Annotated in this window: 12 protein-coding genes; 7 read left to right on the top strand and 5 right to left on the bottom strand. The window is 65.2% G+C overall.

The window, feature by feature from the left end:
• The first annotated feature begins 3 nt into the window (after positions 1-3).
• From waaF to HWV67_RS26420, 7 genes are read left to right on the top strand one after another with little or no spacing between them, the layout of a single operon-like run.
• Positions 4-1,053 carry a lipopolysaccharide heptosyltransferase II gene (gene waaF / locus HWV67_RS26450; protein ID WP_110972449.1) on the top strand — a complete coding sequence of 350 codons (1,050 nt, stop codon included), beginning with the start codon at positions 4-6 and terminating at the stop codon, positions 1,051-1,053.
• The gene (gene waaC, locus HWV67_RS26445; RefSeq protein WP_110972450.1) at positions 1,054-2,115 is read left to right on the top strand and encodes a lipopolysaccharide heptosyltransferase I; all 1,062 of its coding nucleotides are present in this window, start codon (positions 1,054-1,056) and stop codon (positions 2,113-2,115) included.
• Positions 2,115-3,239, top strand: a complete 1,125-nt coding sequence (locus HWV67_RS26440) for a glycosyltransferase family 4 protein (RefSeq protein ID WP_175653405.1) — start codon at positions 2,115-2,117, stop codon at positions 3,237-3,239. The genes waaC and HWV67_RS26440 overlap by 1 nt, the downstream gene beginning before the upstream one ends.
• Positions 3,236-4,042 (top strand): lipopolysaccharide core heptose(I) kinase RfaP, encoded by an 807-nt coding sequence (gene rfaP / locus HWV67_RS26435; RefSeq protein WP_175653404.1) that lies wholly within the window; start codon positions 3,236-3,238, stop codon positions 4,040-4,042. Before HWV67_RS26440 ends, rfaP begins: the two co-directional genes overlap by 4 nt.
• Positions 4,042-4,776, top strand: a complete 735-nt coding sequence (locus tag HWV67_RS26430; protein ID WP_175653403.1) for a lipopolysaccharide kinase InaA family protein — start codon at positions 4,042-4,044, stop codon at positions 4,774-4,776. The genes rfaP and HWV67_RS26430 overlap by 1 nt, the downstream gene beginning before the upstream one ends.
• Complete coding sequence (locus tag HWV67_RS26425) at positions 4,773-5,525, top strand: lipopolysaccharide kinase InaA family protein (protein ID WP_175653402.1); 753 nt, start codon at positions 4,773-4,775, stop codon at positions 5,523-5,525. The genes HWV67_RS26430 and HWV67_RS26425 overlap by 4 nt, the downstream gene beginning before the upstream one ends.
• Positions 5,525-6,967, top strand: a complete 1,443-nt coding sequence (locus tag HWV67_RS26420) for a lipopolysaccharide kinase InaA family protein (RefSeq protein ID WP_175653401.1) — start codon at positions 5,525-5,527, stop codon at positions 6,965-6,967. Before HWV67_RS26425 ends, HWV67_RS26420 begins: the two co-directional genes overlap by 1 nt.
• Positions 6,968-7,174: 207 nt before the next feature.
• Here the strand turns inward: HWV67_RS26420 and fdhA are convergent, their stop codons facing one another.
• The 5 genes from fdhA to HWV67_RS26395 all read right to left on the bottom strand — a co-directional run bounded on the left by fdhA (position 7,175) and on the right by HWV67_RS26395 (position 13,657).
• On the bottom strand, positions 7,175-8,374 hold the full coding sequence (gene fdhA / locus HWV67_RS26415; RefSeq protein WP_095156226.1) for a formaldehyde dehydrogenase, glutathione-independent: 1,200 nt from the start codon (positions 8,372-8,374) through the stop codon (positions 7,175-7,177).
• Positions 8,375-8,680: 306 nt separating this feature from the next.
• Positions 8,681-9,538 (bottom strand): formyltetrahydrofolate deformylase, encoded by an 858-nt coding sequence (gene purU / locus HWV67_RS26410; protein WP_110972456.1) that lies wholly within the window; start codon positions 9,536-9,538, stop codon positions 8,681-8,683.
• Between the two features lie 21 nt (positions 9,539-9,559).
• Positions 9,560-10,192, bottom strand: coding sequence for a sarcosine oxidase subunit gamma (locus HWV67_RS26405; RefSeq protein ID WP_110972457.1), 633 nt, complete (start codon positions 10,190-10,192; stop codon positions 9,560-9,562).
• 121 nt (positions 10,193-10,313) lie between these two features.
• Entirely contained in the window at positions 10,314-13,331 is a 3,018-nt protein-coding gene (locus tag HWV67_RS26400) for a sarcosine oxidase subunit alpha (RefSeq protein ID WP_175653400.1), read from the bottom strand.
• On the bottom strand, positions 13,328-13,657 hold the full coding sequence (locus tag HWV67_RS26395; protein WP_095156230.1) for a sarcosine oxidase subunit delta: 330 nt from the start codon (positions 13,655-13,657) through the stop codon (positions 13,328-13,330). The genes HWV67_RS26400 and HWV67_RS26395 overlap by 4 nt, the downstream gene beginning before the upstream one ends.
• Positions 13,658-13,671: the final 14 nt, after the last annotated feature.

The following is a 13,671-nucleotide window of genomic DNA, read 5'->3' as shown; positions in this document are numbered from 1 at the left end:
TGCATGAGAATTTTGATAATCGGGCCCAGTTGGGTGGGCGACATGGTGATGGCGCAAACGCTGTTCCAGGTCCTGAAGCAGCGTCACGCCGATTGCGTGATCGATGTGCTGGCCCCCGAATGGAGCCGGCCGATCCTCGAGCGCATGCCCGAAGTCCGCCAGGCCTTGAGCTTCCCGCTCGGTCACGGCGCACTGGAACTGGCTACGCGCCGGCGCATCGGCAAATCCCTGGTCGGCCAGTACGATCAGGCGATCCTGCTGCCCAACTCGCTGAAGTCGGCGCTGGTGCCGTTTTTCGCCGGCATCCCGCAGCGCACCGGCTGGCGCGGCGAATTTCGCTATGGCCTGCTCAATGACGTGCGGCGCCTGGACAAGGCCCGCTACCCGTTGATGATCGAGCGCTTCATGGCCCTCGCCTTCCCCGACGGCAGTGACCTGCCGAAACCTTACCCACGTCCGAGCCTGAGTATCGAGGCCGCCAGCCGCGATGCCGCGCTGGCCAAGTTCGGCCTGGAGCTGGACCGCCCGGTGCTGGCGCTGTGTCCGGGTGCCGAGTTCGGCGAAGCCAAGAAGTGGCCGGCGGAACACTACGCCAAGGTCGCCGAACTGAAGGTCCGCGAGGGCTGGCAGGTCTGGCTGTTCGGTTCGAAGAACGACCACCCGGTGGGCGAGCAGATCCGCGACCGGTTGATTCCGGGCTTGCGTGAAGAATCCTTCAACCTCGCTGGCGAAACCTCGCTGGCCGAGGCTATTGACCTGCTCTCCTGCGCCGACGCGGTGGTCTCCAACGACTCCGGCCTGATGCACGTCGCCGCGGCGCTGAACCGCCCGCTGGTGGCGGTCTACGGTTCCACGTCCCCCGGCTTCACGCCACCGCTGGCCGATCAGGTCGAAGTGGTGCGCCTGGGCCTGGAATGCAGCCCCTGTTTCGACCGCACCTGCCGCTTCGGCCATTACAACTGCCTGCGCCAGTTGGAGCCCGATGCGGTGTCCGCGGCGCTGCAGCGGCTCGATGGCCCGTCGCTGGTCGACGTCAGCGCAGAGGTCGACTAAGTGCGGGTCCTGCTGATCAAGACATCCTCCCTGGGCGACGTGATCCACGCCCTGCCGGCGCTCACCGACGCGGCCCACGCCATTCCCGGCATCACCTTCGACTGGGTGGTGGAAGAAGGCTTCGCCGAGATTCCCACCTGGCACCCGGCAGTGGACCAGGTGATTCCGGTGGCCATCCGCCGCTGGCGCAAGAACCTCTGGCAAACCTTCAAGAGCGGCGAATGGCGCCAGTTCAAGAAGCGTATTCGCGAGCGCAAGTACGACCTGGTGATCGACGCCCAAGGGCTCGTCAAGAGCGCCTGGCTGACCCGCTATGTGAAGAAGACGCCGGTGGCCGGCCTGGACCGCTATTCGGCGCGCGAGGGCTTTTCCAGCCGTTTCTATGACCGCCGTCTGTCGGTTGCCACCGGTCAGCACGCCGTTGAACGGGTGCGCCAGTTGTTCGCCCTTGCCCTGGGCTACGACCTGCCCGAAGGCATCGGTGACTACGGCCTGGACCGCAGCCGCCTGGAGCAAGTGGGCGTCGCGCCTTACGTGGTGTTCCTGCACGGCACCACCTGGGACACCAAGCACTGGCCCGAGCTGTACTGGCGCCAATTGGCCGAGCGGCTGGGCCGCGCCGGCCTGCAAATCTGCCTGCCGTGGGGCAACCCGGCGGAGAAGGCCCGCGCCGAGCGGATCGCCCAGGGCTTGAAGAACGCCCAGGTACTGCCCAAATTGAACCTTGTCGGGGTGGGTCGTGTGCTGGCCTCGGCCAAGGCCTGCGTGGCGGTCGATACCGGCCTTGGCCACCTCGCGGCGGCGCTGGACGTGCCGACCCTGTCGCTGTTCGGCCCGACCAACCCGGGCCTGACCGGGGCCTACGGGAAATCCCAGGTCCATGTCGCCAGCGACTTCCCTTGCGCACCCTGCCTGCGCAAGAAGTGCACCTACAAGCCGAGCGCCGAAGAACAGCGCCGGTTCGATCTCAAACGTGAGTGGCCGCTGTGCTTCACTCGCCTGAATCCCGAACGTGTGGCACGCCAGTTGGGCGAGCTGCTGCGGGTTGAGGATGTTCGTTGATGCAACTGGCTTTCGTGCTCTACAAGTATTTCCCCTTCGGTGGCCTGCAGCGTGACTTCATGCGCATCGCCCTGGAGTGCCAGCAGCGCGGGCATCAGATCCGCGTCTACACCCTGATCTGGGAAGGCGACGTGCCGCCCGGCTTCGAGGTGCTGGTGGCGCCGGTCAAGGCGCTGTTCAACCATCGGCGCAACGAGAAACTCAGCGCCTGGATGGAAGCGGACCTGGCCAAGCGCCCGGTGGACCGCCTGATCGGCTTCAACAAGATGCCCGGCCTGGACGTCTACTACGCCGCCGACGGCTGCTTCGAGGACAAGGCCCAGACCCTGCGCGGCAGCCTGTACCGGCGCTGGGGCCGCTACCGGCACTTCGCCGAATACGAGCGCGCAGTGTTCGACAAGAACGCCCGCACCGAAATCCTGATGATTTCCGAAGTCCAGCAGCCGCTGTTCGTGAAGCACTACGGCACCCAGGCCGAGCGCTTCCACTTGCTGCCGCCGGGTATTTCCCAGGACCGCCGGGCGCCGGCCAACGCCGCCGAAATCCGCGCAGAGTTCCGCCGCGAATTCGACCTGAAAGACGACGAATTGCTGCTGGTGCAGATCGGTTCCGGTTTCAAGACCAAGGGCGTGGACCGCAGCCTCAAGGCCCTCGCCGCCCTGCCCTCGGCCCTGCGCAAGCGCACCCGGCTGATGGTCATCGGCCAGGACGATCCCAAGGTCTTCCAGTTGCAGAGCACTGCCTTGGGCCTCAATGACCAGGTGCAGTTCCTCAAGGGCCGCAGCGACATCCCGCGTTTCCTGCTCGGCGCCGACCTGCTGATCCACCCCGCCTACAACGAGAACACCGGCACGGTGCTGCTCGAAGCGCTGGTGGCTGGCCTGCCGGTGCTGGTCACGGCCGTTTGCGGCTACGCCCACTACATCGCCGAGGCCGACAGCGGCCTTGTGCTCGACGAGCCCTTCGAACAGGAGCAGCTCAACAGCTACCTGCAACGTGTGCTCGAAGACGACGCCGCCCGTGCCGACTGGGGTCGCAACGGCCTGGCCTTCGCCGACACCGCCGATCTGTACAGCATGCCGCAGCATGCCGCCGACGTGATCCTCGCGCAGGAGCGCGCATGAAACTTGTACTGAACGAGACCTTCAAACGGCTCTGGGCCGGACGCGATGCCTTCGACGCCGTCGAGGCGCTGCAAGGCGAGGTCTACCGCGAGCTGGAAGGCCGCCGCACCCTGCGCACCGAAATCGAGGGCCGTGGCTACTTCGTCAAGATCCACCGCGGCATCGGCTGGGGCGAGATCGTCAAGAACCTGCTCACCGCCAAGCTCCCGGTGCTCGGCGCCGGCCAGGAATGGAAAGCCATCCAGCGCCTGCACGAAGTGGGCGTACCGACCATGACCGCCGTGGCCTACGGCGAGCGCGGCAGCAACCCGGCGAGCCAGCATTCGTTCATCGTCACCGAGGAACTGGCGCCCACCGTCAGCCTGGAAGACTTCAGCATCGACTGGGTCAAGCAGCCGCCCGAGCCGCGCCTGAAACGCGCGCTGATCGCCGAAGTGGCGAAGATGACCGGCAACATGCACCGCGCCGGGGTCAACCACCGCGACTGCTATATCTGCCACTTCCTGCTGCACACCGACCGTCCGGTGACGGCTGACGACTTCCACCTATCGGTGATCGACCTGCACCGCGCCCAGACCCGCGAGCACATCAGCCGCCGCTGGCGCGACAAGGACCTTGCAGCGCTGTACTTCTCGGCGCTGGACATCGGTCTGACGCGGCGCGACAAGCTGCGCTTCCTGCAAGGCTATTTCCGCCAGCCGCTGCGCGACATCCTGCGTCAGCAGGAAAGCCTGCTGGGCTGGCTCGAAGGCAAGGCCGAGAAGCTCTACGAGCGTAAGCAACGGTATGGGGACGCGCTCTGATGGCGGGTTGGACACTGGAGCCGAAATACTCGGCCCTGGCGCATGATTTCGGCAGTATCGACGCGGTGTTCGCCCTTCAGGGCGAGCGCCTGACCCGCGACCCGCTGAGCGAAGTGATTCGCGTGCAGCGTGACGGGGTCAACTACTACGTCAAACGCTACACCGGCGCCGGCAAGGGCCTGCGCCGCTACCTCGGGCGGCCGCGAATCAAGGCCGAATGGCAGAACCTCAAGCAGTTCGCCAAATGGCAGATTCCCACCGCCGAAGTGGTCGCCTGCGGCCTGGAGCGCAACGGCCTGAGCTTTGGCCGCGGCGCGATGATCACCCGCGAACTGCCGCGCACCGAAGACCTCTCGGTGCTCGCCGAACGCAATGACCCGCGCCTGGCCGACCGCCGCTGGGTCGACAACATCAGCCAGCAACTGGCCCGCCACACGCGGATCATGCATGACCACCACTTTACCCATAACGACCTGAAGTGGCGCAACCTGCTGGTGGATGACCAGGGCACGCTATTCTTCATCGACTGCCCCACCGGCGACTTCTGGTGGGGCTTCATGCTGCGCTACCGGATCACCAAAGACCTGGCGTGCCTGGACAAAGTGGCCAAATACCACCTGTCGGCGACCCAGCGCCTGCGTTTCTACCTGCTGTACCGCAACCGCAACCGGTTGAATGCATCGGACAAGAAACGCGTCCGGCATATCGTGAAGTTTTTCGAGGGACGCGAATGAGTGATTTCCTGGCCAGTGCCGACACGGCGCTGCTCGAACGTCATGGCCTGAACGGCTTCGACCCGCTCTGGGCAGTGCAACTGGACGCCGTGGACGAGCCCAACACCGGCCGCGGCGGCTGGAGCAGCGTGTTCCGCCTGGAGCTGGAGGGCAAGGGCTACTACCTCAAGCGCCAGAGCGATTACCTGACCCACACCCTGCACAGCCCGTTCGGCGAACCGACTTTCGCCCGCGAATTCCGCAACATCAGCCGTTACCAGAAACTGCACATCCCGGCCCTGCAGGCGGTGTACTACGGCGAGCGTAAGGTGAACGGCGAACGCCGGGCGATCCTGATGACCCGCGCGCTGGACGACTGGAGCGACCTCGACAGCCTGCTCGGCCAATGGCCGCAACTGCCGCTCCCGCAGCGCCAAGGCATCCTCCGTGCCTGCGGCCAGTTGGCCCGCACGCTGCACGGTGCCCGCCAGGTGCACGGCTGCTTCTACCCCAAACACATCTTCCTGCGCGAACGCGGCGAGGGGTGGCAGGCGCAACTGATCGACCTGGAGAAAACCCGCCCGCTGCTGTTCGGCCAGCGTGACCGGATCAAGGACCTGGAGCCGCTGCTGCGCCGCGCGCCAGTGTGGAGCGAGGCCGACATCCGCCTGCTGCTCTCGGCGTACCTGGATCAACCGGGCGAAAGCCCACTGGTACACACCTGGCTGCAACGCCTGGTGAGTCGTCGTCGTCACAAAGAGGCCCGCTGATGCGTTTGTCCGAACTCAAGGATGCCGGGCGCAGCCCGCAACTGCCGTTGAGCATCACCCTGGCCGATGCCGCGGGCAGCGCCGAACTGCAACTGCTCACCCTGCTGCGCGTACTGCCGGGCCAGCGTTATGTCGGTGCTGGCGTGTGGCGCGGCAAGCCAGTGCTGGCCAAGCTGCTGGTGGGCGGCAATGCGGCCCGCCACTTCCAGCGCGAGCTGTCTGGCGTGCGCCTGCTGGCGGACAACGGCGTGACCACCCCGCTGCTGCTCGCGGATGGCCTGCGCGAAGGTGAAGGCGGCTGGCTGCTGTTCGAATACCTGGAAGGGTCCACCAGCCTCGGCGACGCGTGGGCCGACGTCGAAGGGCAAACGCCGCTGAGCGACGAGCAAAGCCTGGTCCTCGGCGAAGCCTTGGCCGCCGTGGCGCACCTGCACGCCAAAGGGCTCTGGCAGGACGACCTGCACCTCGACAACCTGCTGCGCCACAACGGCCAACTGCACGTGATCGACGGCGGCGGCATCAAGGCACAAACCCCGGGCCAGCCGCTGTCGCGCGAGCAAGTGCTACAGAACCTCGGCGTGTTCTTCGCCCAGTTGCCCAAGCGCCTGGAACCGTTTATCGAAGAACTGCTGGTGCATTACCTGCTGGCCAACAGCGAGCACGCCCTGCCGCTGGAAGCGTTGCAAAAGCAGATCGACAAGGTGCGCCACTGGCGCCTGAAAGACTACCTGGACAAAGCCGGCCGCGACTGCACGCTGTTCAGCGTCGAGCGCGGCGCCTCCGGCCTGCGCGCCATCGTCCGTGGTGAGCAGGCGGCGATGCTGCCGGTGCTCGAGAACGCCGACGCGCTGATCGACGCCGGCCACCTGTACAAGACCGGCGGTGCTGCCAGCGTGGCGCGGGTTGAAGTGCAAGGTCGGCCGCTGGTGATCAAGCGCTACAACATCAAGGACACCGCCCACTGGTTCAAGCGCTTCTGGCGCCCGAGCCGGGCCTGGCATTCGTGGATAGAAGGGCACCGCCTGGAATTCCTCGGCTTCGCCACGCCCAAGCCGCTGGCGGTGCTGGAAACCCGCTGGCTGGGGCTTCGCGGCAAGGCGTATCTGGTGACCGAATTACTCGACGGCCCGGACCTGATGACCGCCTTCGCGCCTTATGTGGAAAGCGGCGACGTGCCAGCCGAGCAGTTGGACGCGCTGCAACGGCTGCTGGCGCAACTGATCCACGAACGCATCAGCCACGGCGACCTCAAGGCCTACAACCTGTTCTGGAAAGACGGGGACTGGGCGCTGATCGACCTGGACGCCATGAGCCAGCACGTGACCCAGATGAGCTTCGCCCCGGCCTTCGCCAAGGACCGCGCGCGGTTGCTGCGCAACTGGCCGGTGGAGAGTGCGTTGTACAAGCGGCTGGATGAGTGTTTGCCGAAGCTACCGAACTGATGGACGGCTCAGGACATTGTAGGAGCGGCTTTAGCCGCGAACGGGCGCGAAGCGGCCGTAAAACCTGCCTCCTCAGTGTGTCAGGCAAATCAGGGGCTTCGGATTACGACGGCTTCGCCGCCGATCGCGGCTAAAGCCGCTCCTACAGGTTTGGCGGTGAAGCACTAAAGAAGAAGGGGCCAATCACGGCCCCTTCTTCATTTCCGCTTACGCCGCACTGAACATCTTGTGCGGATCGATCACAAACTTCTTCGGCACACCGGCATCGAACTCGCCGTAGCCTTCCGGCGCCTGGTCGAGGCTGATGACCTGCACGCCCACCACTTCAGCGATGTTGATGCGGTCCCACATGATGGCCTGCATCAGCGCACGGTTGTATTTCATCACCGGAGTCTGGCCGGTGTGGAAGCTGTGGGATTTGGCCCAGCCCAGACCAAAGCGGATGCTCAGGCTGCCGATCTTCGCCGCCGCGTCAATCGCGCCCGGGTCTTCAGTGACGTACAGGCCGGGAATACCGATCTTGCCTGCCACGCGAACAACCTGCATCAGCGAGTTGAGCACGGTCGCCGGCGCTTCGGCCTTGGCGCCAGCATGGCCGTGACCGCGGGCTTCGAAGCCCACTGCATCCACCGCGCAATCCACTTCCGGCTCGCCGAGGATGTCGACGATCTGTTCGTGCAACGGGGTGTCCTTGGACAAATCGACGACTTCGAAGCCCTGGGCCTTGGCATGCACCAGACGCACCGGGTTGACGTCACCAACGATCACCACCGCCGCACCCAGCAGGCGCGCCGACGCGGCAGCCGCGAGGCCCACCGGACCGGCACCGGCCACGTACACCGTGCTGCCCGGACCAACGCCCGCAGTGACCGCGCCGTGGTAGCCGGTCGGCAGGATGTCGGAGAGGCAGGTCAGGTCGCGGATCTTCTCCATGGCCTTGTCGCGATCGGGCAGTTTCAGCAGGTTGAAGTCGGCGTAAGGCACCAGCACGTACTCGGCCTGGCCGCCGGTCCAGTCGCCCATGTCGACGTAGCCGTAGGCACCACCGGCGCGGGCCGGGTTGACGGTCAGGCAGACGCCGGTGTGTTGCTCTTTGCAGGAGCGGCAGCGGCCGCAGGCCACGTTGAACGGGACGGAGACCAGATCGCCGATCTTCAGGTTCTCGACGTCACTGCCCTTCTCGACCACCTGGCCGGTGATTTCATGGCCCAGGACCAGGCCGACCTGGGCAGTGGTGCGGCCGCGGACCATGTGCTGGTCGGAGCCGCAAATATTGGTGGAGACCACTTTGAGGATGACGCCGTGTTCGATCTTGCGACCGCGCGGGTCTTGCATTTTCGGGTAGTCGATTTTCTGCACCTCGACCTTTCCGGAGCCGAGATACACCACTCCACGATTGCCAGACATGCTCTTACCTCGCTTGATTTGTAGTTATACAGCGTTGGTTGCAGCGCCACCGTCCATGGGCGGCATGTGTTACTGGAATGGGGGAATTGTGGGCCTGAGAGGCGGGATTGCGGTCACTGGATGCGACAGTGGTTTATCTCTTGGCGGCAGCCCGATGGTGGTACCCAAAACGCATTCGCGAGCAAGCTCGCTCTCACAGGGTTTCCTGCCTGACCGCAAAATCAGGCCTGGCAACAAAACACTGTGGGAGCGAGCTTGTCGGAGCGCCGAACCGTCGCGAAGGACCGCAAAGCGGTCCCAGAGGGTTCAGAGAACGACTGTTCTGTTGGCGTTCAGAAACACCCGCCGCTCAATGTGATAACCAACCGCCCGCGCCAAAGTCAGGCACTCGATATCCCGCCCCTTGGCAATCAGGTCTTCGGGGTAATGGCTGTGATCCACCACCTCGACACCCTGGGCGATAATCGGGCCTTCATCGAGGTCGTTGTTGATGTAGTGCGCGGTGGCACCGACCATCTTCACGCCCTTGTTGTAGGCCTGGTGATACGGCTTGGCGCCCTTGAAGCCAGGCAGCAGCGAGTGGTGGATGTTGATCGCCCAGCCATCCAGGCGCCGGCACAGCTCCGGCGACAGCACCTGCATGTAGCGGGCGAGGATCACCAGCTCGGCGCCGGACTCTTCGATCACCTGCACCACCTTGCGCTCCTGCGCCGGCTTGTCATGGGGATCGAGCGGGAAATGGTGGTACGGAATGTGGTGCCACTCGGCCAGCGGTTCCAGGTCGGGGTGGTTGGAAATCACCGCGACCACGTCCATCGACAACTGTCCGATGCGCTGGCGATAAAGCAGGTCGTTCAGGCAGTGGTCGGCCTTGGAGACCATGATCACCACCTTGGGCCGGTGATTCGGCGCGGTCAGCTCGAACAGCATGCCGAACGCTTCGCCGCGCTCGGCGAGGCCGGCGCGAAAGCCCGCCTCGTCGAAGTCGTCTGGCTGGCGGAACTCCACGCGGATGAAGAAGCGGCCGGAGAGCCGGTCATCGAACGAGTGGTGCTCGGTGACGTAGCAGCGCTGCTCATAGAGGAAGCGGGTGACCGCATCCACCGTGCCGAGCAGGCTCGGGCAGTCGGCGGTGAGGATCCAGGTGTCCGGGGCACGGCTCATGACGACTCTCCTGTGCGGGGCTCAGGCCTGGATGGCCAGGCCGTATTCGGCGGAAGCGTCCTGCAACCACAGCCACCAGTAGTCGGAGAAGCTGCGACGGATCAGCAGTTCCCAGGTTTCCTCGCCGGTACGGCGGATCACCAGTTGCGACTTGGCGAAGACGGTCCCGACCGCCTTGCCCACCGGGAAGTTGTTCGGGTGCACGTCGTAGCTGGTGGACTTCATCAGCACGTCGCGCACGTTAGGACCGCTCAGTTCCAGCAGGGTCTGGCCGCCGCTGACGTTGACGATCTGGATGTGCTGGTCGGCCAGCGCTTCGCGCAGGGCGTTTTCCACCGGGACTTCCTGGCCGCCGGGAACGATCAGCAGCCACTCGTCCGGGCCGAGCCATTGCAGCGACATCTCGCCGTTGGCGACCACGGTCAGGGCGACCGGCAGTTCCAGGCCGATGGCCTTGAACACGCCGCCGGCGAAGGCCGGGTCGTGGCCGTTGCCACGCAGGGTCAGGTGACCGAGGAATTGTTTCTCACGCAGGGTGACCCCGGCGTTCTTGCGACCCTTGCCGACCAGGCTGGACAGGTCGGCGTGGTGCAGCGGCGACTCGGCCTTGGCGTCGTTGCCGGGGCGTTGCTCGTAGACGTTGATGGCGCTCATCTTTTTATACCTGCCTGAATTCTGGAAACCGGTTTGGGGCTGCTGTGCAGCCCATCGCGAGCAAGCTCGCTCCTACAGAGGAACGAGCCGCTCTTGTAGGAGCGAACTTGCTCGCGAAGCCTCAAACGTTCTGCCGCTCACCCTTCGGATCGAAGAACACCGAGGAGCAGATTTCCGCCTCGATCACGCTGCCATCCGCCTGGGGCGAATACACCCGCTCGCCGATGCGCTTGAGGCCACCCTTGACCACACCCATGGCGAAGGAATAACCCAGCGAGTTGGCGGCGTAACTGGAGGTGACGTGGCCGACCATCGCCACCGGGATCGACTGTTTCGGGTCGAACACCAGTTGCGCGCCTTCCGGCAGCCATTTGGTCGGGTCGACCGGCTTGAGGCCCACCAGTTGCTTGCGGTTCTCGCGCACGCAGTCTTCGCGGTTCATGCCACGCAGGCCGATCCACGAGTACGGCTTGTTGCGGCCCACGCACCAGCTCATGTTCAGGTCGTCCGGGGTCATCGAGCCGTCAGTGTCCTGACCGACGATGATGAAGCCCTTCTCGGCCCGCAGGACGTGCATGGTCTCGGTGCCATACGGGGTCAGGTTGTACTTCTTGCCGGCCTCGACGATTTTTTCCAGGACGCCCATGGCGTAGTTGGCCTGGATGTTCACTTCGTACGACAGCTCGCCGGTGAAGGAGATACGGAACACCCGCGCCGGCACGCCGCCGACCTGGCCTTCCTTCCAGCTCATGAACGGGAAGGCGTCCTTGTCCAGGTCGATGTCGCTGACCTCGGCCAGCAGCTTGCGGCTGTTCGGGCCGGACAGGGTCAGGGTCGCCCAGTGGTCGGTGACCGAGGTGAAGTACACCTTCAGGTCCGGCCATTCGGTCTGCTGGTAGATCTCCAGCCACTGCAGCACGCGGGCCGCGCCGCCGGTGGTGGTGGTCATGATGAAGTGGTTGTCGCCGACGCAGGCGGTCACGCCGTCGTCGAAGACCATGCCGTCTTCCTTGCACATCAGGCCGTAGCGGGCCTTGCCCACGTCGAGCTTGGTCCAGGCGTTGGTGTAGATGCGGTTGAGGAACTCGCGGGCATCCGGGCCCTGGATGTCGATCTTGCCCAGGGTCGAGGCGTCCAGCAGGCCCACGCTGTCGCGCACGGCCTTGCATTCACGGGCGACGGCGGCGTGGATGTCTTCGCCGGCACGCGGGAAGTACCACGGCCGTTTCCATTGGCCGACGTCTTCGAACTCGGCGCCGTTCTTTACATGCCAGGCATGCAGCGCGGTGAAGCGCACAGGCTCGAACAGGTGACCGCAATGCCGGCCCGCCACGGCGCCGAAGGTGATCGGCGTGTAGTTGGGGCGGAACATGGTGGTGCCCATTTCCGGGATACCGATGCCCAGCGAACGGGCGGCGATGGCCAGGCCGTTGACGTTGCCCAGCTTGCCCTGGTCGGTACCGAAGCCCAGCGCGGTGTAGCGCTTGACGTGCTCGACCGACTCGAAGCCTTCGCGGGTTGCCAGTTCGATGGCGGCAGCGGTGACGTCGTTCTGCTGGTCGACGAATTGCTTCGGCGCCCGCGCGGTGTTCTTGTCATGCGGCACCTGGAACAGCGCCAGGGTCGCTTCTTCCTGGCGAACCAGGGCTTTTGGCAGGGTTGCCGTGCCAGCCTTGAAACCGGCTTCGGTCACGGCGCGGGCGCCGCCTGCGAAACCGTCGGCCAGGGCATCACCTAGGGCGAACACGCCGTTGATGCCGCCCACGCACACGCGCTTCTGCGGCGCTTCGCCCGGCACGAAGCCGAGGATGTCTTCGCGCCAGATCGGCTTGCCGCCCAGGTGCGAGGCCAGGTGAACCACCGGGCTGTAGCCGCCGGACGTGGCAACCAGATCGCACTCCAGCCATTCGCCGGGGCTGGTGACTTTATGCGCCTTGACGTCGATGGCCGCGACCCGCGCACCGGTGACGCGCTTGCTGCCACGGGACTCGACCACGGCGCTGGACGTCAGGATGCGGATGCCTTTGGCACGGGCTTCTTCCACCAGCGAGCCACGCGGGTTATGCCGCGCATCGGCGACGGCGACCACTTGCAGGCCGGCGTCGTGCCAGTCGAGGGCAACACGGTAGGCGTGATCGTTGTTGGTCGACAGCACCAGCTTGCGGCCCGGCGCTACGCCGTAGCGACGCACGTAGGTGGAGACGGCACCGGCGAGCATGTTGCCCGGCACGTCGTTGTTGCCGTACACCAGCGGACGCTCGTGAGCGCCGGTCGCCAGTACCACGCGCTTGGCGCGGACGCGGTGCATACGCTGGCGGACCTGGCCGATCGGCGCACGGTCACCGAGGTGATCGGTGAGGCGTTCGTGGATCGTCAGGAAGTTGTGGTCGTGGTAGCCGTTGACCGTGGAGCGTGGCAGCAGGGTGACTTCCGGCAGGCTCTTCAGCTCGGCGACCACCGCAGCGACCCAGTCGGTCGCCGGTTTGCCGTCGAGGCTTTCGCGGCTGTCCAGCAGGCTGCCGCCGAATTCTTCCTGCTCATCGGCGAGGATCACCCGCGCCCCGCTGCGCGCAGCAGCAAGGGCCGCGGCCAGGCCGGCAGGGCCGGCGCCCACCACCAGCACGTCGCAGTGCTGGTTCATGTAGTCGTAGGTATCCGGGTCGTTCTGCAGCGGCGCGCGGCCAAGGCCGGCGGCTTTACGGATGTACTTCTCGTAGGTCATCCAGAACGACTGCGGGTACATGAACGTCTTGTAGTAGAAGCCCGGCGGCATCAGCTTGCCGCCGACCTTGCCGAGAATCCCCATGACGTCGTTGTTCACGCTCGGCCAGCCGTTGGTGCTGGTCGCGACCAGGCCCGCATACAGCGCCTGCTGGGTAGCACGCACGTTGGGGATCTGGGTGGCTTCGCTGGCGCCGATCTGCAGGATGGCGTTCGGCTCTTCGGAACCGGCCGCGATGATCCCGCGGGGACGCGAATACTTGAAGCTGCGCCCGATGATGTCGACGCCGTTGGCCAGCAACGCCGCGGCCAGGCTGTCGCCGGCATAGCCCTGGTAGGTCTGGCCGTTGAAGGTGAAGCTCAACACGGTGCTGCGGTCGATGCGACCGCCGCTGGAAAGGCGATAAACCTGGCTCATACCTTTTCTCCCTGGCCGTTGGCGACCAACTGCGGGGCGGTGCCTTTACCGGTCACCTGTGGCTTGCTGCCGATCTTGTAGGTTTCAAGGATCTCGTAGGTCACGGTGTCGCGCGTGGCGTTGAAGTACTGGCGGCAGCCGGCGGCGTGGATCCACAGCTCGTGGTGCAGGCCGCGCGGGTTGTCGCGGAAGAACATGTAGTCGCCCCACTGTTCGTCGGTACAGGCGTTCGGGTCCAGCGGACGCGGGATGTGAGCCTGGCCGGCCGCGTGGAATTCTTCCTCGGAGCGCAGTTCGCCGCAGTGTGGACAGAAGATGTGCAACATGATGATTTCTCCTG

Origin of the sequence: Pseudomonas sp. Marseille-P9899 (assembly GCF_903166565.1) — a bacterium.
Classification (GTDB): Bacteria; Pseudomonadota; Gammaproteobacteria; order Pseudomonadales; family Pseudomonadaceae; genus Aquipseudomonas; species Aquipseudomonas huaxiensis.
This window is presented reverse-complemented; position numbering and strand designations above follow the sequence as displayed.